The sequence below is a fragment of the Lactobacillus sp. WILCCON 0059 genome (assembly GCF_057197985.1).
Genome location: NZ_JBUBHN010000001.1, coordinates 12,760 through 35,385 on the forward strand (window position 1 = coordinate 12,760; position 22,626 = coordinate 35,385).

Genomic DNA, 22,626 nt, shown 5'->3' on the forward strand with positions numbered 1-22,626 from the left:
AAGAAGCCGTGATTGATGGATAATCTTGTCACGCAGCAGATCCCGCATGATTCTGCTGCTGAAAAAGCCGTTTTAGGGGCGATTTTCATTGATCCCGAAGTCATCAACGAAGTTAGCTCGGTCTTAGAGCCGACTGATTTTTATGAACATGCCAACCGCCTGGTCTACAGCGCCCTTTTGGCCCTCTATGACGAGAGCAGGTCAATCGACCTGGTTACCCTGCAAGAGGAGCTCAAGCGGCGGGGACAATTGGAAGAACTGGGCGACATGGCCTACGTGTCAGAGCTTTTGCTGGCAACGCCAACTGCCTTTCACGCCAAGGACTATGCCCGCATCGTTCACCAGAAGGCCCAGCTGCGCAACCTGATCAACGCCAGCCAGAAGATCATCTCCAGTGCCATTCAAGGGTCTGACAGCGTGGATGAGATCCTCAGCAACGCTGAAAATGAGATCATGAACGTCTCCAATGAAAAGGGGAGCGGGGGTTTTCACCAGATTGAGGACCTGGTTGCCGGGGCCTTGGAGCAGATTTCAAATAATGCTCAGAACCAGGACGCGGTTACGGGTCTACGGACGGGTTTTGCCTACCTGGACGAGATGACGACGGGGCTGCATGATGACGAATTGATCATTTTGGCGGCCCGGCCGGGTGTCGGGAAGACCTCTTTTGCCATGAACATCGCCAAGAATGTGGGCGTTACTGAGAAAAAGCCGGTAGCGGTCTTCTCCCTGGAAATGTCTGGTGAGCAGCTGGTGCAGCGGATGCTGGCCTCAACGGGCCTGATCGACTCCCAGCACCTCAGAACGGGGATCCTGGACCAAAAGGAGTGGAAACAGCTGGAAATGGCGGGGAATGTCTTGCGGCATGCTCCGATTTATATCGATGACACGCCGGGGATCAAGATCAGCGAAATCCGGGCCGAGTGCCTGGCCCTGCAAAAGGAGCGGGGCGACCTGGGCTTGGTCGTGATCGACTACCTGCAGCTGATTGAAGGGCCAAAGACTGAGTCCCGCCAGCAGGAAGTTTCCGCGATCTCCCGCCAGCTCAAGAAGATGGCCAAGGAATTGCACGTGCCGGTAATTTCCCTGTCGCAGTTGTCGCGGTCAGTTGAGCAGCGGCAGGACAAGCGGCCAATTTTGTCAGACTTGCGGGAATCCGGGTCAATCGAACAGGACGCCGACATCGTTGGCTTCCTCTACCGGGACGACTATTACCGGGATGAGGATGACGACGGTGAGGAACCGAAGGACGATCCGGAAAACGTTGAAGTTGAAGTTATTATTGAAAAGAACCGGTCAGGCCGGCGGGGATCAGCCAAGCTGATGTTCTCCAAGCCTTACAACCGCTTCTCCAACCTGGACCCAGGCCATGAGGCCCAGGGGTAGGGGGAAAAGAAAAAGAAGTGCGCAAAAAACGCACTTCTTTTTTAAACTTGCAAAAATAAAAAGAAAACCCTCCGTGTTGAAGGGGGAGGAAATTCATGCCGCCTTAGCATGACCAGGTTTTACCTGCTGAGTGGTTAAATTCGCCATTTTGACATCGGCATAGCGTCGGGTATCGGGCGGCCCATCCTGCTTAGATAGCAGTTAATTAGAAGTCAGATTTGCCTCATTTGTTAACCTACATTTATTTTAGCACAGAGGATTTAAGATGGAAAACTTTAAGTTTAATAGCTATTATGGTGACATCAGAGATTTAGATATTCCTCGAAACTATCATCTTCCTAACAAGAAAGAAATAGATTTATTGAATAGATATTCTAAATCTATTCAAAAGGCAGTAAAATTCTATGATGCTATTTCTGGAAAGAATATGAGGGTAAACTATGCTTTTAAAGACGATAGAGGCATTTCAATTCTTCCAGTTCGCTTTAAAAAAGAGAATTTTGAGCATTTACTTGGACTAAAATATTTGAATATTTCAGCTAGTCAAGTTTTTAAGCGATTCAAAAAGGGTTATACGCCAAGGCGACCACTATGTCTCGAAAACTATGGTTATACATTTGAAAAGTTGGCAGTATTGGATAAGCTAGAGAAAATTACAGATGCAGATACCTTGATTATTACTGACTTGAGCAAAGTTGGACAAGCAAAGACGATCAACTTCAATCGAGCACTGAGGACAGAGGACCGGGATCTCATGCTCGCATTGAAGGATTTTCAAGTTAATCTGTACTCACCTAGAAGTCTGCTGAGCCTTGCTTCTGAACGGGCTAAAGAAAAGTACAGTCATGTTAGGGAAAAAGATTGTGTTATGGTATATAACTCTGAAAAGACCGATAGAGGGGTACGCACTAATGTTATTTCTACAAACCATAATGTGGAAATAGATTTGTCTAAAACAACTGAGTTGATGGTTGCAATCGCCCAACAAGCCGAAAAGGAATTTCAAGAAGAAAACCGGAATAGTTTAGCTAGACGTCGGAAGGGAATCTAGCGAAGACCGGATAGATGAAAGCAGAGGAGTCCTATTTGCGTTGCTTTTAAGTACTTTTGTTTGATAAAATAGAGCAAATTTTCATATAAGGAGGAGCATGCAATGTATAACGGCATGATCACGGAGGAAAATCACGCGGCTATAACCAAGATGTTGGTTGAGGCCATGCAAGAAATGGCTTTGTCGCGGAATGACAGTATTGAAAGCCCCGTTTCTCTAAGCTTGTTTTTACTGGAAATGGGGGTCAATGATCCTACGGTAGAGGATAAGCTAGTGAAGAAGACGGTTGATATGGTCTTTTCAGCCGAAGATGCGATGAAGCTGACAACCCAGGACTTTCAAAAGGAATTTGCCAGAATCTCGCCGCTAATCGCGGATGAAGGATCAGTCAAGTATATTGTACGTTGGATCGGCATGTACTTTGTTCCAAAGGTCTATCCAGTATCTTTCAATTTGCTTTAGCCAGCAAAAAAGCGCGAATCGTTGCTGATTCGCGCTTTTTGTTATTCTTGCTTGATGTCGTAGGCCTCAAAGAAGATTGGCCCTTTCTTTGAGTCATTGAAATTAGGCCGGTCCTTGTAGGGATCCTCGCTTTTGTTGAAGGGCAGGGTAAGGCTCTGCCGGGTCGTTTCAATAATGTTGTTAAAAATCTGCCGGAAGATAGTCCGCATTTCCGGATCCATGGCAAAGTATGCCCGGCCAAAACGGTAGGTGCCGGTAAAACCGCTGATCTGCTTGATCTTGGTGATGTCCAGGCTGCCAAAAGCTTCAAAAAGAGCGGACCACATCTGCCCTCTTTTTTCCGCGGGAATCTGGTGGTTGAAGGCGATCAGGGAGTGGCGGATCACCCGGGCTGTAGCCGTAAGGCCTTCTTGCGCCAAAACATAGCTGTCCCGGCCAACGCTCCAGGTTCTTGGGTCGTGCTGGTTGAGTGCTGGCTGGGTGCACTTGACGACCAAGACGCGCTCAGTATGGTCCAGCATGCAGCCGACGATGGAGCTTTCCGGGATGTAGGTCTTCATCTTTTTGATATTGTCTTGGAAGCCGCTGGTCCCGTAAATCTGGTGCCGGTAGCCAGGCCCATCAAAACTGTAGGACTTGATGACCCGGGCTTGAATCTGCGGATCAGCAAAGGCCAAAGCGTAGTGGGCGTAGTTGCCCCCCTTGGAGTGGCCGGTGATGTAGATCCGGTCATTTGGGTAGGCCTGGCCGATCTGGTTGAGATATTTAGCGGCCAGCTTTTGTCCGGTAATTTCCGGTGTATAATTCATGACCATGTCCTCGCTCCAGCCGATCATGGACTGGTCGGTGCCCCGGTAGGCGACCAGGATGGTCCGGTCGTCCAGGCGGAAGGCGCCAGCGTTGAACTGGATGGGTTCGGGCTCAATCTCCATCTTGTTGACCCAGTCCAGGACGGTCAAGTCAGCCAGGCGGGGGGATTTGGGCAAGAGCAGGAGTTCAGTTTTGTCCAAGCCCTGCCAGTCATGGCCCTCTCGCTGGTAGACGGACTGGCAGACCTCGCCTAAGCTGTGGCCAACCGTGCTGCCGTCAAAGGGAAGGTAGGCCAAGGATGCCATTAAGGAAGCATCCAGGCTGTTGAAAGGGCAAGCTTGAAAAGGCAGATCGCCTCGCCAGCGCAGATAGTCTAATGTTGATGCCATCGCAAAAACCTCCTTAGCTAACATTGTACATTATTGCGCAAAAAGCGGGGCAGGGAAGGCTTTTATTGATTTGATGTAATTCTTTATTTACAAAAAAACTTTAAAGGTGTATGATTACGGCATAGAATGAAAAGGAGATGAGACGAATGAAAGTTGTAACAGTTAAGTCAATCTGGCTGACCTTGCTCACGGTCTTGAGCTTTGTCCTGCCATTTTGGGGCTGGCTGCCACTGGTGTACTTGTACAGTCAACGGCAGGATCCGGCCATGCAGGGGATGGAAAAGACACTTAAGCTCGCGGCCGGCGTGCAAGTGGCGTACTTGGTGATTTTGGCGGTAATCTTCTACTTCTTTGCCCCGATTCACGGTTAAAAACAGATAATTTCAATTTTTTTGGTAAAAGCTCTTGTCAAGGACACGTTTTTATGGTTTAATTAATAACTGTGTTAAGGCACAAGAGTCGCTGACTTAGCTCAGTTGGCAGAGCACTTCACTAGTAATGAAGGGGTCGGAGGTTCGAATCCTCTAGTCAGCATATATAAAGAAAATGACCTTTTTTAAGCAAGGTCATTTTTTGTTGCATTCAGTTTCAACATGACAGACCGCCGGCGACGGACGGCAACGGAATGGGCAATGCCTTGATCAAAATAGGCGATGCCCTTTTTTTCATCGTAATTTTGCACTGCATCCAGGTTTATCAAGCTTTGCCGGTCAGCTGGAACCAAGCTTGGATACCTTTTTTCATAATCCTTGAGGGTGCCCAGGCAATCGAAGACCTTATTTTTTGCATAAACCCGCAAGGTCTTGTACTTCTTCGGCTGAATACTGATGTAATAGAGGTCAGCAAGTGGAATTTTTTCAACGAAATTGCGGATTTTGCTGTAGGTAAAATAGCTTGTCTGCTTTGCCGAAGTCATGGTCAGTCGGTAGCGCTTATACGCGGTATCAACTGTTTCATAGATTCTGTGCTGGATTTGCGCGGGAGCCGCGTCTTTGGTGATATAGTCCAATGGCTCAACGTGCCGCTCAATGGTTAGCCGCAAGGCCGTCGCGTCGGCAGTAACAAAGACGATTTGGCTTAAAATACCGATATTTTTGATCCGGCTGGCGACTTCAATGCCGTCCAGACTGGTCTTCAGGTCAATATCCAAAAAGGCCAGGTAGTTCAGGTCTTGATGCTCCGCGATATAAGCCAATACGCTGTGAGGATCACCGGTACTCAAGACGACACGGGCATCATAAGCAGCAGGCGTCGGGTTGATCTGGATTCTGTTTTCAATCATTTGCTGAATGATTTCACGTTCAGCGGTATTGTCTTCCAAAACGATGATGGCTAGCATTTTTCTATCCCTTCTGAATAACTAGTTCAAATGAAATTTCGCTGGGGCTTTGCTCAATTTCCAAGGACAAATAAGGGTCACTGTTGACTATTTCGTTGACATTATCAAGTCCCAGGCCATCATGGTCCTGCTTGCTCGTTACCCTTGGCTTCAGAACTTGGGCAAGATTAACTGGCTGGGAAATCGTATTTTGCACGATCAAGGAGTAATTGTTGCCCGAGTATTTGGTCAGCAGAACGCTGATCTGCCCGTCTGCCTGTGACTGGCAGGCTTCAATCGCGTTGTCCAAAAAAATGCCAACGCAGCGGATGATGTTCACGATATTCACGGGCAAAGAGGCAATTGGCTTGTTGATTTCAACCCTGGTCTTGATGCCTTGGTCTTGGGCCTGCTGCAGCTTGTCGATGATCAAGTATTTCAGTTCCTTGATCTGCAGATTGGCTAGTTCCAAAGTCATTGAGTTGGCCGCTTCTTGCAGGCGGTTGCTGCCTGCGACCAGTTCTTCAAGGTACTTGCTGGCCCCGGCGACATCGTCGGTCAGCAGGTAGCCGTTTAAGGCCAGGAGGCTGTTTTTGTAATCATGCCGCGCCTTGCGCAGGGAGATATTCGCCTCTTCCAAGCGGGAGGAATATTCCTGGATCTGCTGGATTTCTGCTTTTTGAACCCGCGTGGCCATAATTTCCTGGTTCTCTTGAATCGCCTGGTAGAGATTGAAAAAGAGGACCGTGATCAGCAAAAGCACGATAGTCATCAAGCCCAGTTCCACCAAGGGGGCGATATTGAATACCTCAAGCATGACCCAAATCGCGTAGGTGACCAGCAGGAAGGACCAAATGATCCAAACCAGCAAGTTTAAAAACTTGGGATTGCCTTTGACGTCAGCAGCAGTTTTTTCCAGATTTAGGGCGAAGTGCTTTTTCAAAAAGTAAAAGAGCAGGCAGATCAAGATTTCCGGAAGGAAGCAAACTAAATTAATGGCCACGTGATCAAGCAGGTGGTGAGTAAAAAAGTAGAAGAGCAGTTGGACGATCCAGCCGAAGAGCTCACCCAGGATGGGGTAAAGGATCAAGACCAAATAGTAGAAGAAGAGTCTGCTCAGGATTTTGCCCTGCCCGCGCGCGAAAAGCTGAGAGATTAATTGAACGGCAATGATTGCCGCCAGGACATATTGGTAGCCAAAGAGCACCGGGAGTAGCAGGAGAGGATAAAGGAGCAGGTCAGACCTTTTTAGGCGGGCAAGGGTAAAGGCCAGAAGGACCGAGAAAAGGTAAGGGTTAAAAGCTAGATTGTTGAACAAGCTGTTGATCATTTTTTTATTTCCTTGAAAATACACGTGTTACAGAACGGTTGTTATTTATCTTAAAGCAGCGTCTGGCAAAGTTCAACGCTGGCAACGCTCAAGGCTAAAAATTCGACGCTCAAAAATTATTTTTACGCGGGAGGCTGGAAAGGCATATAACAAGAGGCATAGATCTTAAGGGAGGAAATAACTATGAATACAGATACTCAAAATTTTCAAACAGAAAATAATCCAGCATTGAATTTACAAGGAATTGCTACAAGTCTTCGGGCTAAAAAGCGGCGAAGCACAAGAGGTGGCAGTCACAGCAATATTAGTATTCTGTGTGATCAGATCCATATCAATATTTGGCCTTAATGATTGAATTAGGACAGAGATTAGAGATCTTAAGGGAGGAAATACTGATGGGAAATTATATTCTGATGATCGAAAAAGAGCTGAACCAGGCTTTCAAGGAATTGGAGCAGCCAAGAAGCAAGCATTGGAATTGGCACAATTCCTACAGCCACATCAGCATCATGTGCCCAAACAGCCACAGCCACTTTTCGTTTAAAATCCGTTAAGCCATGAAGCTGCTAAAGATCACGCCACGCTTGCTCTGGGGCATCCTGCTGAGCATAATTGCCAGTTTGCTGAATTTGTATCTGCCCCTGCTGGTTCGCCATTTTATCAACCTTAAGCAGTTCGCCTGGTCAGGACTTTCTAAAAAAGTCTTGCTGCTGGGCGGGGCGATCCTTATTGGCAATCTCCTGGTCAGCACTATAAGCGACTACTTGATCAGCAGTGAAGGCGATCGCCAAGTCCGCCAGCTGCGCCTGCGTCTCCAAAAGCAGGTCCTGCGCCTGCCACAGAAATATTTTGATCAGCAGATCAGCGGCAATTTGACCAGCCGGATCATCAACGATGTCAACGTGCTGAGAAGCTTTTTGACCGAAACGATCCCGGCGGTGGTTACGGGCAGCTTGACCATCTTGGGCACGATGCTCATCACCTTCTCTTTGGACTGGAAGCTGACCCTGCTCATGCTGCTGGTCTTTCCTATTGACGGACTGGTGACGGTTCCTTTAGGAAAAATCAGCGAAGTGATCGCTGACCAAACCCAAAGCAGCCTGGCGTCTTTGACCGGGGTCACCAGTGAAAGCATCAAGCAGATCAAGACCGTTAAATTGAACAAGGCGGAAGAGGACGTTTTTGCCAAAAATACCAGGGAGATCAACAAGCTCTACAGCCTGTCCCTTAAAAGCGACCGAATCGCGGCGGTGATTGGGCCCTTGCAGTCGCTGCTGTCTTTTTGCCTGATTATGGCCGTCGTTCTTTATGGGACACTGAGGGTAAAAAGCGGTTCTCTGTCAACTGGGACCCTGGGGGCCTTTATGATGTACTTTTTTCAAATCATTGCTCCCATCAACAATGTCGCGCTTTTTTATTCTGACAGAAAGCAAATGCTGGGCGCCACGCGCAAGATCAGCGAAATCATTAACGAAGCTGCTGAAGAAACGGCTGGCAAGGAGCAGCGGGCAGTCGCGCAAGGCAACAGCCTGCTCAAGCTTGACCAGGTCAGTTTTGCCTACCAGGAGCTGCCAGTCTTGGAAAAGGTCGATTTGGAAATCAGAAGCGGTGAAAAAATCGCCTTGGTTGGGGCGACGGGGGCTGGAAAGACCACCTTGGTCAACGTTATCACGCGCTTGTATCCGGTTGACGCGGGCCGAATCAGCTTAAACGGCCAGGCAAGCACGGATTTTTCCCTGGAGCAATGGCGGGGCTTTTTCAGCGTCGTGCTGCAGGAAAACACGATTGTCTCGGGGAGCATCCGCGATAATTTGACTTTGGGTTTAAACAGAAAAGTGACGGATCAGGAGCTTTGGGATGCTTTGGCCCTGGTGCGTTTGGAGGAATACGCGAAAAAATTGCCGAAAGGGTTAGACAGTTTGCTGGGAGAGAGCGGAAAGCAGCTCTCCGGCGGGCAAAGGCAGAGGCTGCAGATTGCCCGGGCCTGCCTGCGCGACTTTAAATTTTTGATTTTGGATGAGGCAACATCGAATTTAGACGCGGATACTGAAAAAATCATCATGACCGCCTTGGACCGATTGAAGCGGACCAAGAACTGCGGCCAGATCACGATCGCGCACCGGCTGGCCACGATCGCCAACAGCGACCGGATCTATTTCATCAAGAATAAAACAGTTGTTGCCAGCGGCAGTCATGAGGAACTGCTGGAAAAAGTTCCCGACTACCGCCGTTATGTTCATGAACAGCAGCTTAAGGAAAAGAGGTAGGCAGGCATGTTGGAGGAGCAGATAAAGTATTTGGAGGCGGCCCGGAACAGAGGCAGCCTCTTTTACACCCGGCAAAAAGGGGAGGAAGAGCACTTTTTTACGCGTAAAGACCGGCCGGACGCGGCCTGGCTGGAGAAAAAGACCGCCAATTGGCATTACGTCCTGTATGAACCAGATGAATTGCCGGTTCAGGGCTGGAAGATTCACTTGAGTGCCACGGTTAAGCAGGCCCAGGGGATGCTGGATGCAGTAGCGCCGTGGCTGATCAAGCAGAAAGTTTCTTTCAAGTTTCAAAGCAGCCTGGAGCAATACGTTGAATCTAATTCCAAGTACGCTGACCGCGGCGAAAGCGGGAAGTTTATCACGGTTTACCCGCGCGGCGAGGAGGAATTTGCTTGCCTGCTGGCAGAATTGCAAAAGCTGACGGAAACTTTTGCTCTGGGACCATATATTTTGAGCGACCAAAACTGGCAGGAGAGCAACGTTTATTTCCGTTATGGCGGCTTTAAGCCGCTTTATCTGGTCAACGCGGCTGGCGAGCGGGTGCCGGCAATATATGACCCGGCTGGAAACAAAGTAGAAGACCAGCGGCTGCCTTATTACCAGAAACCTGATTTTGTCAAAGACCTGCCAATTTTTGGCAAAAATACTTTTCCAAAGCAGGCAGCTTTCGCCCCTTTAGAGGAGTATCAAGTCAAAGAAGCCCTGCACTTCAGCAATGCTGGCGGGGTATATTTGGCCTTGTATGAGGGGAAAAAAGTAGTTTTAAAGGAAGGGCGCCGGCAATCAGGCCTGGATGCCAATCTGAAGGATGGCTTTGCCAGAGTTGAAAATGAAGCTGAAATCTTGCGGCAGTTGGCGGACCTGCCAGGCGTGGTGAATTATCTGGATGATTTTACGTCCTGGCGGCACCACTTTTTGGCCGAGGAATATATTGCCGGGCAAAGCCTGGAAGAGCTTCTGGCCACGGAATTTCCTTTTGTCGTTGGGGATCTTGAAAAAAAGGCCCGCTATAAGGCCAAGGCGAGCAAAATTTTAGAGCAGCTGAAGGAGCTGCTAAAGCAGATTCACGCCCGTGGTCTCGCCGTTGGCGACCTGTCCTTAAGCAATATCCTGGTTACAGAAGATGGGGACGTCCGCCTGATTGACCTTGAAAACGCGGGCAAGGCTAGGGAAAAGTATGTCCCGGGTCTGACGACGGTTGGCTTTGTTTCTCGGGCGGCCAAGACTTACGCGGAAGCTGACGATTTTGCCTTGGCGCGGATTGCCTACTATCTTTTCCTGCCGGTCATTCCAGTTGCTGATTTGGCGCCGGATATAATTGCCAAGCAGGAAAAATGGATTGGGGGCTATTTTGGCCAGGATGTAGTCCAATTTTTACGGGAAATTGCTGGAAACATGCAGGCGTCCGTACCGATTTTTCTGGAAAAGCCCCTGGCTATTCCAGAGAAAGATCTGAGCCGGCAGACCGTGGACTTTTTTAAAGAAGGCTTAACTAGGGGGATCCTGCGGCATTCGCGCTTTGATCAGGTAGGATTAGTGCCAAATTTATATGAGGAAAATGCCGATCCTATGGGGCTGTTGAACTTAGCTCATGGCGCCGCGGGCATTTTATGGGCAGTTGGCCAGAACACGGACCTGCAGGCTTGGGTAGCAAGAAATCAAGGGAAGATAATCAAGATTGCGGAAGAGTCTGCGGCAATTGGCTTGTTCAACGGAACGGCTGGTTTGGCAAGCGTCTTGGAAAAGCGGGATTTTCCGGACTTGGCCAAGCAGATGAGGCAAATCCTGCGACAAAAAGTTGATCTGAATATGACTGACAATTCGCTGGCCACGGGCTTGACCGGGATTGCCCTGGCCTTGCTGGAAGAGGACCCGGCAGTAAGCGAAAAAATCGCGGAAGAGCTGGCCGGCAGATGGGAGCAGGTGGATTTTGCCAATTTCGCGGATGAGGATGTTGGCCTGCTGACAGGCTGGGGCGGCGTGAGCTGGCTTTTTTGGCAATTAGGGCAAAAAGAAGCGGCGGAAGAAATCGTTTCGCGGATCTTGCGGGACCATGCTGAAGAAGCAGAGACTTTGACCATTAGCGATCAATCGCGCGGCTTTGCAAGGCTGCTTCCATATTTGGAAAACGGAAACTTCGGCCTGGCCCTGCTGATGCATAAATTCATGAGGGAGGATCCGGCTTTTAAGCAGAGATATCAGCTCTTGTTTGATAAGCTGAAAAAGTCTTGTTTGACCTATTGCACCTACATGGAGACGCTGGTATCGGGTTATAGCGGCGTGCTTCCGCTGGCCAAGAGTCTGGCTGGCGATGGTGACTATGCGCTGCTGGATTACGCTTTAGCTGCTTTGAACCAGTATTTGGTCGCGGGCAATGACGAAATTTTGGCGCCTGGAAAATATGGCTACAAGCTGAGCTTGGACTTTTCAACCGGGAGCGCGGGATTGTTGACCCTGCTGAAAGATCTGCGGCAAGGCGATGAGTTCAGCTGGTTGCCGCTTTGACAGGCAAGGAGACAGAAGCATGGACAATGTAATTTTGAATTTTGAAAAAATGGTTGAAAGAAATGCTAAGCGACTGTCCCGTAAAGAGATTACGCCTGCCAGCAGTCTCAGCATTCTTTGCACGGGGCATGACGTCAGCAATTTTGGGATCGGTGAGCTTCTTTTCAAGCTGTTTAAGTAGTGAATGAAACAAGATTATTTTTTTATTAAAAGCGTATTGACTTTCTCATTTTGAAGCACTAGAATATCGGTATAAATAACGGTGAATAAAATCATTAGAAAGGAGATGTGGGAAATGCGCGTTGAATTTAGCAACAGTGATAGAATCGGTTGGCGTAAGGGCTGTGGTACAAGATAGCTTAGTTTTGAGGCGTCAAGCACTAATTGTGTTTGGCGCTTTTTGTATATGGAGGAGAAAGCATGGATTTACGTATAAAAAGGACCTTACAACCTCTGATCAATGGAGATCAAATTGTATTTGGTATCGGGAATAAAGGATTAATCAGAAAAGTGCCGGATACCGAATTGAATGAAAAAGTCATTAAATACTTAAACGGGGAACTGGACAGAAAAGACTTGAAGATTTCAGATCAAGAACTGATCAATATAATTGAGAAATTTCGGTCTTTAGGCTTAATTACTACTAATTCGTATAGCGATAACTCAAAATATTCCAGAAGTATCAGCTTCTTTGAATGGATGGACACGTCTGACAATGTTGATCCAAATATATACCAAGAAAAATTGCAAAAAGCAAAAGTAGCTGTGTTTGGAGTTGGTGGGATTGGATCTGCAATGGCTGAATACCTGGTTAGAGCAGGAGTAAAGGACATAAAACTGGTTGATTTTGATACAGCGGAAGAATCAAATCTCACGAGACAAACTGCTTATGTGGAAAGCGATGTAAATAAAGCTAAGATACTGGCATGTTCAGATTACTTAAAGAAGATAGACAGCACTGTTAATGTGGAGACTGTACATTGTAAGATTACAGGTACGGATGATATCGAAGCGAATATTGATGCTGAAACTGATCTGATTGTAAATTCGATGGATCAACCAGCAGAATTAGACAGCTGGTTTGATGAAGTTGCTAATAAGACTAAAAAAGCTGTGATATTTAGCAGCTACGCTTCAACTGCAGCAAATGTGTATCCTAAAATTCCAGGTGTAACAAGAGATTACAGTGAATTTTTAGGTAAGGAACAGATTACAAAAGACTGCATAATTGACAACAGTTTTCCAATGGCTGCAATCTCATCTGTAACAGCAATGGCCGCGGGCATGGCTAGTTACTACGCAATTATGTTTCTAACTGGAATTCGAATTCCGAAAGATGCTATTCAGATAGATTTTGATGGATGGACAATCTTGAAGATTAATGTTTCTGTAGCGGGATAAGGAGGAGTAAATTGCTAAAATTGTGGCTGAAAGCTAATCGGCCGCGGGCAGCCGTATTGCTGGCGCTGAGCGTTTTGTTTCAAGCTGTGTCAGCCTACAGTCTGTACTTGATCAGCCCGCAGCTGAACAGCTTGATTGGTGGAAAATTTACTTGGCTTTTCGGCCTAGCCCTGCTTAAATTAGCTTTGGATTTGTTTGGCAACCTGCTTTTGGCGGTAAACAACTACTTGTTCAGCCAGCAGAGTCAAGCAGCGAGCGACAGCTACCGGCAAAATTTGCTGCAGGCCTACTATGGCAGCAATGATCAGTGGCCGACAGCTGATCTGCAGAATGACTTGGTCAATAATTTGCAGGTGATCAACCAAGATTATTGGCAAAGCATCTATTATTTCGTCAACAATGTGCTCTACGCCTTTTTTGTCAGTGTGGCAATTCTTTCCTTTAATTGGCAACTGGTTCTTTGTGCTTGGGCAATCGCTATTGTGGCTCTTTTTGTGCCGAAGCTCTTTGAAGAAAAAAGCAGCGCGGCAACTGAAGCCGTGGTTAACCGCAATCAAAAGTATCTGCAGGCACTGGACCAGTGGCTGGCAGCGATTGAGGAACTGCGGCGTTTTTCTTTAAAAAAGGTACTGTGCCGGCAGCTTGGTGAGGAAAGCCAAAAATTGGAGGACGCCCGGATCAAGCGGCAAGCTTGCCTGTCAGTCGCGGAATTCACGCAAGAAATAGTCGACAATATCGGGATCGTGGGAGTCCCTTTTCTGGCGGGAATACTGTACTTTAGAGGCCAGGTGGCTTTCGGGGCAATCATCGCTGCTGGTTATTTAGCCAATGGCGTTTTCAGTTCCCTGCAAGAAGCTTTTTCGGCGTATATTTCAGCAAAATCAACGACTAAGCTGAATGAAAACATGCTCCAGCATTTGCAAGTTCAAGCGACCACGAAGACTGAAGATCCCCAAACGATTGTCGGCCGGGGAATAGAAGCGAACTTGGGCGGGCAAGTGATCAAATATCCTGATTTTACGATCAAGGCAGGGGAGAAGGTCTTGCTTACCGGGCCGAGTGGCTGCGGGAAAAGCAGCTTGCTCAAACTCCTGCTTGGCCAAATTAAACCCAGCAAAGGCCAGTTGACATATTTGGATTCTGAAGGAAAGGAAATCCCAAATCCGGCCCGGTCTTTTGAATATCTGCCGCAGGCTGGCTGGATTTTTCCAGGAACGGTCGCTGACAATATCACCATGTATGATGGCAAAAAGCAAAGTGAATTGGCGGAGGTACTGCAAAAGGTTGGCTTAGACCGGGACTTTCCCAAGGCAGCTGACCTCGGCCGTGAAGTCGGTCCCCGGCAGGCAGACCTGTCCGGCGGGCAGAAGCAGAAGATTTTCCTGGCCCGCGGACTCTTGCGCCATAAAAAAGTATCTTTGATGGATGAACCGTTGAGTGCGCTTGACCAGGCCAGCCGGCAGAAAATTTTGCCACTTCTGCTGGCCCGGAAGCAGACTTTGATTTTTGTTGGGCATAATTTACCGCTCGAAGAGCGGGAGCGATTTGATCAAGTGATCAATCTGAAAGAAGGGGAAGATTTTGCAAATTAAAGATTTGTTTCGGCTAAATCCCGGCCGCTTTCCGGCATTATTGTTGGCCCGGGCATCGACGGCTTTGCTGACGGCATGGGCGGCTTTTGCCTTGACCTGGGAGTTCAGCGCGATAAAAGACCGGCATTTTCAGCAGTTTCTGCTGTTTGCAGCTCTGCAGCTCTGCTTGCTCCTGCTCGGCAGCCTGCTTGACCAAGTGACCGATTATTTCTGGGAACTTCACCTTGAAAAGTATTTTCATCAGATCCGGCAGGAGGTTCTTGCCCACGCTTATGCTGAAGCGGCTGGGACAAAGGAAAATCTGCAAAATGAATTGACTAATGACTTGGAAATGCTGAAGGAACAGTACGCTGATTCTATTGGCGGTATCGTTCATTCGGCCGTCTTGCTGGCCCTGGTTGCCGGTTCTCTGGCATCTTTCCGCTGGAGCCTGCTCTTACTGGTTATTGTCGTAAGCGTCTTGCAGATGTACTTGCCGCGCGTGCTTGATGAGCCGCTGCAAAAAGCTACTGACAAAATTTCGGCCAGCAACCGGAAATATTTGCAGACCCTAGCAGACTGGCTCAATGGCATTGATACTTTGCGCCGCTACGCGGTCGGGGAAAAATTCTTAAGCAGTATTCACGCTGACGCCCGTGAATTAGAGTCTGCTTATGTGAAGCAGCAGAAAGTTGACCAGGAACTGGAATACCTTAATCAAGCTATTTATTCTTTGGGGAACACGCTGATTTTCCTGCTGACTGCTTATCTGGTAGCGCGCGGGCAGCTCGAATTCGGCTTGATTGCCTCGGTAAATGACTTCAGCTTGTACCTGTTTGGCTCTTTGATGAACATTGCCAATTACCGGGGACAGCTGGTTGCCAGCCGCGGCTTGCAGGAAAAGATTCTGGACTTGCGGCAGCCACTGGCTCAAGCAGAAGAAAAGGGGACAGCGCCAGCAGCCTTCTCTGTAAAGGATCTTCGGCTGACTTTTGCCAATGGACATGAAATCAAGTATCCAGACATCCAAGTCAAGCCGGGTGAAAAAGTACTTTTGACCGGGGCCAACGGGACTGGTAAGTCGACGCTGTTTAAGCTTCTGGTAGGGGAAGCAGTCGCCAGCGGCGGCCAGATCAGCTTTTTTGACCAGGCTGGGAAAAGGGTGACGCCTGACCGGACTAAAATCGGCTACTTGCCACAGGAGGCAATTTTATTGCCAAGTAGCGTTATGAATAACATCACTATGTTTGATCCAGATCTTGAGTCAAAGGCAGAGGCCAGCGCGGCCGATGCCCAGCTGGCTGAGGCAGTTGATAGTTGGCCTCAAGGCCTGAAAACGCCAGTTGACTTGGCGGGGGACAATTTGTCTGGCGGACAGAAGCAGAAAGTGGTGATGGCCCGCGCGGAAGTTCATGACAGCCAGCTTCTCTTGATTGATGAAGGGACCAGCGCGATCGACCAAGCAGCTGGCCGGAAAATCCTAGACAAATTGCTTCAATCCAAGCAGACGGTGGTTTTGGTCGCGCACAATCTGACTAAGGAAGAGCGGGACCTGTTTGACCGGGAAATTAAACTGCCCGCCTAAAAAAATCAACTTTTTTCGCGAAAGCTCTTGTCAAGGACACGTTTTTATGGTTTAATTAATAACTGTGTTAAGGCACAAGAGTCGCTGACTTAGCTCAGTTGGCAGAGCACTTCACTAGTAATGAAGGGGTCGGAGGTTCGAATCCTCTAGTCAGCATATTTTAACCGTCACCTGCAGGGTGGCGGTTTTTTCTTGCCTAAAATCCTTCAAGCTTTTATAAAAAATGTTTCATCCGCTTTGGACTATAATGTAAATGTAGTATGAAAATTACAGAAATCAGGAGGAAGAAAATGGCACTCATTGAACTCAAGCAGGTGTCCTACCAGGCTGGTGACCAGAAAATCCTGCAAGACGTCTCCTTTGCGGTGGAGGAGGGGGACTACCTCACCTTGACCGGGCCGTCAGGCAGCGGGAAAAGCACGACTTTGAAGCTGATCGCGGGCTTGATCTCGCCTAATAAGGGGGAGATTTTTTACCAGGGGCAAAATCTTGATAACCTGGACCTGGTCCAGTACCGCCGGCAGGTGTCCTACTGCTTCCAGCAGCCAACCTTGTTCGACGAAACGGTTAAGGACAACCTGGCCCTGCCTTTTGCCATCCGCAAGCAGGACTTTGATGAAAAGCGGGCTAAGGTTGCCTTGCAGCAGGTGGATCTGCCAGCTGACTATCTGGACAAAAAGATTACCACCCAGTCTGGCGGGGAGAAGCAGCGGGTGGCTTTAATCCGCAACCTGCTTTTCCGGCCGGAGGTTCTCCTGTTGGACGAGGTGACGACAGGGCTGGATGAAGAGAGCAAGCAGATCGTCCACCAGCTGATCGCCCGGGTACACCAGGAGGGGACCACGATCGTGCAGGTGACCCACGACCAAGAGGAGCTGGCCGCTTCCAAGCAGCTCCTGCACATGGAAAAAGGAGGAGTGCTCAAATGAAATCAATGGCTGTCAGCGATCTGTCATTAATCTTGTCTTTTGCCCTGGTCCTGGTGTCCGTGGCGATTTCCTGGAAGGAAAAGCTGGGCTTGACCAAGGACATTTTTTATAGCGTGGGCCGGGCTATCGTCCAGCTGGTCATCGTCGGCTACGTCTTGAAGTTCATCATGCAGGTCAACAATGCCATTTTGACCCTCTTGATGACCCTGTTTATCATTTTTAACGCGGCCTGGAACGCTAACAAGCGGGATCCCAACCCGAACCGCCAGCTCTGGCAGTCAATCGTGGCTCTTTTGATCGGGACTTACATCACCCTAGGCGTGCTGCTGCTGACTCAGACGGTGAAGTTGAAGCCGATGCAGATCATTCCGATTACGGGGATGATCGCCGGCAATGAGATGGTGGCGATGGGCCTGTGCTATAAGGCTTTAGCCACGGGTTTCCATGACCAGCGCCAGCAGGTTTTGGAAAAAATTGCCCTCGGGGCTGACGTGAAGACGGCCAGTATGACCATCCTGCGGCGGAGCATCAAGACTGCCATGCAGCCGACGATCGACTCGGCTAAGACGGTGGGGCTGGTCAGCCTGCCGGGGATGATGTCAGGGTTGATTTTTGCCGGCGTGGACCCAGTTTACGCAATCAAGTACCAGATTATGGTCACTTTCATGCTTTTGTCAGCGACTGGCCTGGGCGCCGTGATCGCGGGCTACCTGTCCTACCGCAATTACTTCAACAAGCGGAGCCAGCTGCGGGAAGAGGAGTAGGAGCGATGAGTGCATGACTTGACGCGCATTCAGTAAGAAATATTATAGAGAAGAAAAGCTACATTAACTCACATCACACAGAGTGAGTTAATGTAGCTATTTGTTTAAAAAAATTAGTCGTGCCTTAGCTTCCGGCCAACGGTGCTTTTGGACATGCCAGTCAGAATTGCCATTTCCCGGATAGTGAAATTTTCTTTTTGCAGATCGTGAAGTTCTGGTGAGTGGCCGGTTACACTTTGGTAGATATTTTGCAGGTATTTAGCTGGATCTGCTTGGATGTTGCTGAAGGTTACGGCAGTTTCAACCATCTTTTTCAAGTCACCAGGGAGGGGGATCCTGTCTCCGTATAAAGCAATTATCTTCTTAAACAGCCGGATATTTTTCGCCAGACCCTGGTACTCTTGGTAAACGTTATTCATTATCGCGACAGCTACTTCGGTCAAGTCTTCCTGGCTGTACTGGTCAAAATTGACAATTAACTTAAAATGCAAGCTCAATGGCAGCTTGAAGGACTCAATCGAGTTTGCCGTGGCAATTATAGTAAATCCGGGCAGCAGGTTATCGAGTCCTTTTAGAAAAGCGTCCTGGTCTGAAGCAATTGCATCGATTCCCTCTAAAAGAACGATTATCTGGTTAGGGTAGGGATAGTTGTTGATCTCATAAAAGGCTTGAGCGAGATTTCTTGGAATTTGGCCAGTTTTTTCGCTGATTAAGGATTGGCAGTCAACTTTTAGCAACTTGCGGTTAAGGATCTTGGAGATTGTTTTGGCAGACGAATTTTTTCCAGTACCTGGCTGGCCTTTAAAAAGGAACTTGTTCACGTTCATACTGTTGTAGACCGCGTTAACGATCCATTCAAGCTTGTCAGCAACTTTTTCCGGTAAGGGCAGCTGGCCAACTGGAGTTGATGGAACTTCTTCTAGGAAAGTCAGAGAAGAAGTTTGCGGCACAAAAATATTGGCTTTGGCGACTAAAGTATCTATGTAGTTGCCGAGTTCTTCATCTCCTAATTTCCGAAAGTCATCGGCGATTTGCTGAGCTTTTTCGGTAAAGGCATAATCATTGCATTCTTCGTGATATTTGATTAGATCGACTATGTCCTTCTTCTTCATGTGTACCGCCTCTCGTCTTTGCTTGCTGAACCTATTATATCGCAGGCGGGACAAAAAACACTATTTTGGGACAAGGAGGCTGGAATACTTAAAGACGGTGTACCAAGTCATGACTAGAGTAAAATATGAAGTAGGATGGCAAGGGTAGATAAGTGTCATAGAGGAGTAGCATAATGAGCGATTCAAAGTCGACTTATTCAGAAGCTTCTGAGTATTATGTCAATGTTACCGTGCCGCAAAATGATATTGATCGGGATAGGTATCTCAGAAGCAAGGATCGGGAAAAGAAGTGGAACCAGGATTGGCTTAAGAACAAGGTCAATGTTAATGAGGTTGTAGATCGCTTTGTGCCTAAAGGAGATCCAAATAGGTCATTTCATACAGAGGGTGGAGTGAAATTTGATTTCGAGGGTACCAGATATAAAATCAAATGCGATAAGGTTGCCGGCTACTTGCGCATTTTTGACAAAAAAGTAGGAATGTTTTGTAAATTAGACGGAACACCATCAGATGATTTAAAGGTAACACACTTTAAAATTATTAAGAGAGAGGAAATGTAGAATGAGATTACAAGTTGCGTTGGATGACCGGGCTCTGAAGTACTACAAGGTGCATTATGTTGATGGCGAGCCATCAGTTGAGTATTACTTTGATGAGAAGACGGCTCAAGCTTTGGAAGATGATGGCTTCTTAACTGAGATGTGGCATAAGTTCGATGCCTTGTTTGACTGGGGGGATTACGACTTCTTTGAGCCCGACAAGTGTGTGAAATTTCGTGAATGGTTGCTTGACCGGATGAAGCGGCCAATGAACGATACGGTTCGTCCAGTGTACGAAAAAATGCTGGAGTATGCTAATTTGGCAATTAAATGCAATACCGGGATTGCTTTTAACTTTTAGGAGGCATCAGTGAAGAAGTCATACTCTTTGCTTACGATACATTTAGACCGGCTGCCGATGCCGGCTAAACCACTTCGTTTGGTGTCTAGCGAAACCGCGTCTGATGTTTAAGGGTTAGATAAGTGTCATAGAGGAGCAACATAATGAGTGATTCAAAATCGACGTATTCTGAAGCTTCTGAGTATTACGTCAATGTTACCGTGCCGCAAAATGATATTGATCGCGGCCGGTATATCAGGAGCAAAGATCGGGAAAAGGAATGGAACCAAGATTGGGTTAAGAACAAGGTAAATATTAATGAGGTTGTAGATCGTTTTGTACCTAAAGGAGATCCAAAGAGGTCATTTCATACAGAGGGTGGAGTGAAATTTGATTTCGAGGGTACCAGATATAAAATCAAATGCGATAAGGTTGCCGGCTACTTGCGTATTTTTGACAAAAAAGTAGAAATGTTTTGTAAATTAGATGGTACGCCATCTAGGAACTTAAAAGAGACTCACTTTAAAATTAAAAAGAGAGGAGAGATGTAACATGTGGTTGTTAGTTGCGTTAGATGATCGTGCATTAAAGTATGACGAAGCGTACAAAATCCATTATGTCGATGGTCAGCCAGCGGCTGAGTACTACTTTGATGAGAAGACTGCCCAGGCTTTGGAAGACGATGGCTTCTTGACTGAGATGTGGGATAAGTTTGATGCCATGTTTGACTGGGGGGATTTTGATTTCTTCGAGCCCGACAAGTGCGTGAAATTTCGAGAGTGGTTGCTTGACCGGATGAAGCGGCCGATGAATGATACGGTCCGTCCAGTTTATGAGAAGATGCTGGAATTTGCTAATCTGGCGATTAAGTGCAATACCGGCATTGCCTTTGACTTTTAGGAGGCATCAGTGAAGAAGTCATACTCTTTGCTTACAATACATTTAGACCGGCTGCCGATGCCGGCTAAACCACTTCGTTTGGTGTCTAGCGAAACTGTGTCTGATGTTTTAGAGTTAGGTTCTGTGTACTGTCTGTTTGATTATCCGGTTTGTCAAAGGAAGCTTTCTGCTTCAAAAATGTTGCAGACAGAAAGTTTGCTGAAACTGAGAAATTTGGTTGAAGTTCAGCCGGAATGTACAAATTTAGTTGTTGAGCTGGATCTTAATTGTTATTCAGAGATCATGAATTTGCTCTTTCTCAAACGTTGCGTTCAAGCTATACAGTATTTAAAGACAGAATTTCCTGCCTTGACAGTTTTGCTAGCTTGTCCTCACGAGGACATGAAAATGTGGTCGGATGTGATGGAACAGTTACTTCCGAAGCCATGACTTTTAGTTTTCTGTCTAAAAACTTGTGTAAATAGCCGGCAAAATTAACTCAATATGCTGCGATTAACCATAATCGATGCAATCGAAGCGCGACGATTAGCCATAATCGATGCAATCAAAGCGCGATGATTAGCGAAATCGATGCAATCGAAGTGCGACGATTAACGGAAATCGTGCTAAAATGAATGATATGATTAAGAGAAAAAGTGTCGTTTAAAGTGCTACGATTGGGGTGATATGGATGAAAGAAACACGGACGATGGAGTACAAGGAGAAGGTAACAAATACATTCTTGAAGACGGTCAGTGCTTACTCTAATTACGGAACTGGACAGATCGTCTTTGGCATTAATGACGCGGGTGAAGTAGTAGGCCTTGATGATCCGGAAAAGACCTGTCTGGATGTTGAAAACAAAATCAATGACAGCATTAGTCCAAAACCCAACTATACTTTGCAGGTTACCCCGGAAAAAACTGTTGTTTTAGAAGTAAAAGAGGGTTTGGATAAACCATACTTGTATCGTGGCAAGGCATATAAAAGAAATGATACTTCATCAATTGAAGTTTCCAGGGGAGAATTAAACCGCCTAACCTTGCAAGGGACAAATCAGAGTTTTGACGAGCAAACCAGTAGTGCTGATTCGTTGTCATTTGAGCAGCTGACGCGGGAGTTGCAAGAAAAGGTTGGTATTGAGGCGGTTACCAAGGATATTCTCAAAAGCCTGAATCTCTATTCTGACCGGCGCGGCTATAACCATGCTGCTGAATTGCTGGCAGATGAGAATACTTTTCCCGGCATCGACATGATTCGGTTTGGTAAAAGCATCAATGAAATCATGGATCGCCGCACGATTAAACACTGCTCCCTTTTGACTCAGTATCATGAGGCAATCAAAGAATTTCAAAAATACTATGAGTATGAAGTGATCGAGGGCAGCCAGCGGCAGGTCAAGTGGCTGATTCCGATGACCGCCTTCCGGGAAGCAGTAGCTAATGCCTTGGTTCATCGGGCTTGGGACGTGCCGGCTAACATCCAGATAGCTATGTTTGAGGACAGGATTGAATTGACTTCGCCAGGTGGTCTGCCCTTCGGTATCAATGAAGAAGAATATCTGGACGGCTATGTCTCCGTTCCGCGCAATCCAATTATTGCCAACGTTTTTTATCGCTTGAATTACATCGAGCTGTTCGGAACAGGAATCAGAAGAATTCAGCAAGCTTATGACCAACTGCCCATGCAGCCACGCTTTAAGGTCAGTGGCCAGTCAGTACGGGTCATCTTGCCGTTGGCTCAGCAAAATATGCAGCTTAGCCCAGATGAAGAACTAATTTTGCAAAGTCTGGAGCCTAACCAGCCCCTTGCCAAAAAAGAGCTGGCTGACATGACTGGGATCAACAGCAGCCGTTTGAGCCGCCTTTTGCGCAAGCTGACTGACCGGCATTTGCTGACTAAGGTTGGCGCTGGTCGGGGGACTAAGTATTACCGCTAATTTTCATCATAAAAAAAGCTCTAACTGCCTCTGTGGCAATTAGAGC

General features: G+C 47.4%; 24 protein-coding genes and 2 tRNA genes. 22 read left to right on the forward strand and 4 right to left on the reverse strand.

The window, feature by feature from the left end; translation table 11 throughout:
* Window positions 1–15 precede the first annotated feature (15 nt).
* From dnaB to ACYVUT_RS00070, 3 genes are all read left to right on the forward strand, one after another.
* A complete protein-coding gene (gene dnaB / locus ACYVUT_RS00060) occupies window positions 16–1,386 on the forward strand; it encodes a replicative DNA helicase (RefSeq protein WP_439775021.1) in 1,371 nt (456 codons plus the stop codon).
* Window positions 1,387–1,651: 265 nt separating this feature from the next.
* Window positions 1,652–2,437 carry a PBECR4 domain-containing protein gene (locus ACYVUT_RS00065; protein WP_439775022.1) on the forward strand — a complete coding sequence of 262 codons (786 nt, stop codon included), beginning with the start codon at window positions 1,652–1,654 and terminating at the stop codon, window positions 2,435–2,437.
* Window positions 2,438–2,539: 102 nt separating this feature from the next.
* Window positions 2,540–2,899 carry a hypothetical protein gene (locus tag ACYVUT_RS00070; RefSeq protein ID WP_439775023.1) on the forward strand — a complete coding sequence of 120 codons (360 nt, stop codon included), beginning with the start codon at window positions 2,540–2,542 and terminating at the stop codon, window positions 2,897–2,899.
* A gap of 41 nt (window positions 2,900–2,940) precedes the next feature.
* On the opposite strand, the gene ACYVUT_RS00075 is transcribed toward ACYVUT_RS00070, so the two are convergent.
* Window positions 2,941–4,098 (reverse strand): DUF2974 domain-containing protein, encoded by a 1,158-nt coding sequence (locus ACYVUT_RS00075; RefSeq protein ID WP_439775024.1) that lies wholly within the window; start codon window positions 4,096–4,098, stop codon window positions 2,941–2,943.
* Window positions 4,099–4,244: 146 nt separating this feature from the next.
* Between ACYVUT_RS00075 and ACYVUT_RS00080 the strand changes: the two genes are divergently transcribed.
* Window positions 4,245–4,469: a hypothetical protein gene (locus ACYVUT_RS00080; protein WP_003616378.1), complete on the forward strand. Its 225-nt coding sequence runs from the start codon at window positions 4,245–4,247 to the stop codon at window positions 4,467–4,469.
* A 90-nt stretch (window positions 4,470–4,559) separates the two neighbouring features.
* Window positions 4,560–4,632: transfer RNA gene (locus tag ACYVUT_RS00085), tRNA-Thr, on the forward strand.
* 22 nt (window positions 4,633–4,654) lie between these two features.
* Here the strand turns inward: ACYVUT_RS00085 and ACYVUT_RS00090 are convergent.
* Window positions 4,655–5,437: an autolysis-associated response regulator transcription factor gene (locus tag ACYVUT_RS00090; RefSeq protein WP_439775025.1), complete on the reverse strand. Its 783-nt coding sequence runs from the start codon at window positions 5,435–5,437 to the stop codon at window positions 4,655–4,657.
* A 4-nt stretch (window positions 5,438–5,441) separates the two neighbouring features.
* Entirely contained in the window at window positions 5,442–6,746 is a 1,305-nt protein-coding gene (locus tag ACYVUT_RS00095) for an autolysis-associated sensor histidine kinase (protein WP_439775026.1), read from the reverse strand.
* Between the two features lie 183 nt (window positions 6,747–6,929).
* On the opposite strand from ACYVUT_RS00095, the gene ACYVUT_RS00100 reads away from it, so the two are divergent.
* From ACYVUT_RS00100 to ACYVUT_RS00150, 11 genes are all read left to right on the forward strand, one after another.
* A complete protein-coding gene (locus tag ACYVUT_RS00100) occupies window positions 6,930–7,094 on the forward strand; it encodes a hypothetical protein (protein WP_439775027.1) in 165 nt (54 codons plus the stop codon).
* Between the two features lie 47 nt (window positions 7,095–7,141).
* Complete coding sequence (locus ACYVUT_RS00105) at window positions 7,142–7,300, forward strand: hypothetical protein (protein ID WP_439775028.1); 159 nt, start codon at window positions 7,142–7,144, stop codon at window positions 7,298–7,300.
* Between the two features lie 3 nt (window positions 7,301–7,303).
* The gene (locus tag ACYVUT_RS00110) at window positions 7,304–9,013 is read left to right on the forward strand and encodes an ABC transporter ATP-binding protein (RefSeq protein ID WP_484501321.1); all 1,710 of its coding nucleotides are present in this window, start codon (window positions 7,304–7,306) and stop codon (window positions 9,011–9,013) included.
* A gap of 6 nt (window positions 9,014–9,019) precedes the next feature.
* Complete coding sequence (lanKC, locus tag ACYVUT_RS00115) at window positions 9,020–11,521, forward strand: class III lanthionine synthetase LanKC (RefSeq protein WP_484501322.1); 2,502 nt, start codon at window positions 9,020–9,022, stop codon at window positions 11,519–11,521.
* A gap of 19 nt (window positions 11,522–11,540) precedes the next feature.
* Window positions 11,541–11,702: a hypothetical protein gene (locus ACYVUT_RS00120; RefSeq protein ID WP_439775031.1), complete on the forward strand. Its 162-nt coding sequence runs from the start codon at window positions 11,541–11,543 to the stop codon at window positions 11,700–11,702.
* Window positions 11,703–11,941: 239 nt separating this feature from the next.
* The gene (locus ACYVUT_RS00125; RefSeq protein ID WP_484501323.1) at window positions 11,942–12,922 is read left to right on the forward strand and encodes a ThiF family adenylyltransferase; all 981 of its coding nucleotides are present in this window, start codon (window positions 11,942–11,944) and stop codon (window positions 12,920–12,922) included.
* Window positions 12,923–12,933: 11 nt separating this feature from the next.
* The gene (locus ACYVUT_RS00130) at window positions 12,934–14,514 is read left to right on the forward strand and encodes an ATP-binding cassette domain-containing protein (RefSeq protein WP_439775033.1); all 1,581 of its coding nucleotides are present in this window, start codon (window positions 12,934–12,936) and stop codon (window positions 14,512–14,514) included.
* A complete protein-coding gene (locus ACYVUT_RS00135; RefSeq protein ID WP_439775034.1) occupies window positions 14,504–16,078 on the forward strand; it encodes an ATP-binding cassette domain-containing protein in 1,575 nt (524 codons plus the stop codon). The genes ACYVUT_RS00130 and ACYVUT_RS00135 overlap by 11 nt, the downstream gene beginning before the upstream one ends.
* Before the next feature lie 83 nt (window positions 16,079–16,161).
* A tRNA-Thr gene (locus tag ACYVUT_RS00140) sits at window positions 16,162–16,234 on the forward strand.
* Between the two features lie 134 nt (window positions 16,235–16,368).
* A complete protein-coding gene (locus ACYVUT_RS00145) occupies window positions 16,369–17,007 on the forward strand; it encodes an ABC transporter ATP-binding protein (RefSeq protein WP_484499345.1) in 639 nt (212 codons plus the stop codon).
* Window positions 17,004–17,771, forward strand: a complete 768-nt coding sequence (locus tag ACYVUT_RS00150; protein WP_404540362.1) for an ABC transporter permease — start codon at window positions 17,004–17,006, stop codon at window positions 17,769–17,771. Before ACYVUT_RS00145 ends, ACYVUT_RS00150 begins: the two co-directional genes overlap by 4 nt.
* A gap of 113 nt (window positions 17,772–17,884) precedes the next feature.
* Here the strand turns inward: ACYVUT_RS00150 and ACYVUT_RS00155 are convergent, their stop codons facing one another.
* Window positions 17,885–18,883, reverse strand: coding sequence for an AAA family ATPase (locus tag ACYVUT_RS00155; RefSeq protein ID WP_439775036.1), 999 nt, complete (start codon window positions 18,881–18,883; stop codon window positions 17,885–17,887).
* Window positions 18,884–19,056: 173 nt separating this feature from the next.
* Between ACYVUT_RS00155 and ACYVUT_RS00160 the strand changes: the two genes are divergently transcribed.
* The 6 genes from ACYVUT_RS00160 (at window position 19,057) to ACYVUT_RS00185 (ending at window position 22,580) form a co-directional block, all read left to right on the forward strand.
* A complete protein-coding gene (locus ACYVUT_RS00160) occupies window positions 19,057–19,443 on the forward strand; it encodes a hypothetical protein (protein ID WP_439775037.1) in 387 nt (128 codons plus the stop codon).
* A gap of 1 nt (window position 19,444) precedes the next feature.
* The gene (locus ACYVUT_RS00165) at window positions 19,445–19,783 is read left to right on the forward strand and encodes a hypothetical protein (protein WP_439775038.1); all 339 of its coding nucleotides are present in this window, start codon (window positions 19,445–19,447) and stop codon (window positions 19,781–19,783) included.
* A 143-nt stretch (window positions 19,784–19,926) separates the two neighbouring features.
* Window positions 19,927–20,313: a hypothetical protein gene (locus tag ACYVUT_RS00170; protein WP_439775039.1), complete on the forward strand. Its 387-nt coding sequence runs from the start codon at window positions 19,927–19,929 to the stop codon at window positions 20,311–20,313.
* A gap of 1 nt (window position 20,314) precedes the next feature.
* Window positions 20,315–20,662 (forward strand): hypothetical protein, encoded by a 348-nt coding sequence (locus ACYVUT_RS00175; RefSeq protein ID WP_412136719.1) that lies wholly within the window; start codon window positions 20,315–20,317, stop codon window positions 20,660–20,662.
* 9 nt (window positions 20,663–20,671) lie between these two features.
* Window positions 20,672–21,091 (forward strand): hypothetical protein, encoded by a 420-nt coding sequence (locus ACYVUT_RS00180; protein ID WP_439775040.1) that lies wholly within the window; start codon window positions 20,672–20,674, stop codon window positions 21,089–21,091.
* Window positions 21,092–21,332: 241 nt separating this feature from the next.
* Window positions 21,333–22,580, forward strand: coding sequence for an ATP-binding protein (locus ACYVUT_RS00185; RefSeq protein ID WP_439775041.1), 1,248 nt, complete (start codon window positions 21,333–21,335; stop codon window positions 22,578–22,580).
* Window positions 22,581–22,626: the final 46 nt, after the last annotated feature.

Excerpts from the sequence above, each read along its gene's own strand:
- dnaB (WP_439775021.1), top strand. The coding sequence starts at position 16 with ATGGATAATCTTGTCACGCAGCAGATCCCGCATGATTCTGCTGCTGAA.
- ACYVUT_RS00065 (WP_439775022.1), top strand. The coding sequence starts at position 1,652 with ATGGAAAACTTTAAGTTTAATAGCTATTATGGTGACATCAGAGATTTA.
- ACYVUT_RS00070 (WP_439775023.1), top strand. The coding sequence starts at position 2,540 with ATGTATAACGGCATGATCACGGAGGAAAATCACGCGGCTATAACCAAG.
- ACYVUT_RS00075 (WP_439775024.1), bottom strand. The coding sequence starts at position 4,098 with ATGGCATCAACATTAGACTATCTGCGCTGGCGAGGCGATCTGCCTTTT.
- ACYVUT_RS00080 (WP_003616378.1), top strand. The coding sequence starts at position 4,245 with ATGAAAGTTGTAACAGTTAAGTCAATCTGGCTGACCTTGCTCACGGTC.
- ACYVUT_RS00090 (WP_439775025.1), bottom strand. The coding sequence starts at position 5,437 with ATGCTAGCCATCATCGTTTTGGAAGACAATACCGCTGAACGTGAAATC.
- ACYVUT_RS00095 (WP_439775026.1), bottom strand. The coding sequence starts at position 6,746 with ATGATCAACAGCTTGTTCAACAATCTAGCTTTTAACCCTTACCTTTTC.
- ACYVUT_RS00100 (WP_439775027.1), top strand. The coding sequence starts at position 6,930 with ATGAATACAGATACTCAAAATTTTCAAACAGAAAATAATCCAGCATTG.
- ACYVUT_RS00105 (WP_439775028.1), top strand. The coding sequence starts at position 7,142 with ATGGGAAATTATATTCTGATGATCGAAAAAGAGCTGAACCAGGCTTTC.
- ACYVUT_RS00110 (WP_484501321.1), top strand. The coding sequence starts at position 7,304 with ATGAAGCTGCTAAAGATCACGCCACGCTTGCTCTGGGGCATCCTGCTG.
- lanKC (WP_484501322.1), top strand. The coding sequence starts at position 9,020 with ATGTTGGAGGAGCAGATAAAGTATTTGGAGGCGGCCCGGAACAGAGGC.
- ACYVUT_RS00120 (WP_439775031.1), top strand. The coding sequence starts at position 11,541 with ATGGACAATGTAATTTTGAATTTTGAAAAAATGGTTGAAAGAAATGCT.
- ACYVUT_RS00125 (WP_484501323.1), top strand. The coding sequence starts at position 11,942 with ATGGATTTACGTATAAAAAGGACCTTACAACCTCTGATCAATGGAGAT.
- ACYVUT_RS00145 (WP_484499345.1), top strand. The coding sequence starts at position 16,369 with ATGGCACTCATTGAACTCAAGCAGGTGTCCTACCAGGCTGGTGACCAG.
- ACYVUT_RS00150 (WP_404540362.1), top strand. The coding sequence starts at position 17,004 with ATGAAATCAATGGCTGTCAGCGATCTGTCATTAATCTTGTCTTTTGCC.
- ACYVUT_RS00155 (WP_439775036.1), bottom strand. The coding sequence starts at position 18,883 with ATGAAGAAGAAGGACATAGTCGATCTAATCAAATATCACGAAGAATGC.
- ACYVUT_RS00160 (WP_439775037.1), top strand. The coding sequence starts at position 19,057 with ATGAGCGATTCAAAGTCGACTTATTCAGAAGCTTCTGAGTATTATGTC.
- ACYVUT_RS00165 (WP_439775038.1), top strand. The coding sequence starts at position 19,445 with ATGAGATTACAAGTTGCGTTGGATGACCGGGCTCTGAAGTACTACAAG.
- ACYVUT_RS00170 (WP_439775039.1), top strand. The coding sequence starts at position 19,927 with ATGAGTGATTCAAAATCGACGTATTCTGAAGCTTCTGAGTATTACGTC.
- ACYVUT_RS00175 (WP_412136719.1), top strand. The coding sequence starts at position 20,315 with ATGTGGTTGTTAGTTGCGTTAGATGATCGTGCATTAAAGTATGACGAA.
- ACYVUT_RS00185 (WP_439775041.1), top strand. The coding sequence starts at position 21,333 with ATGAAAGAAACACGGACGATGGAGTACAAGGAGAAGGTAACAAATACA.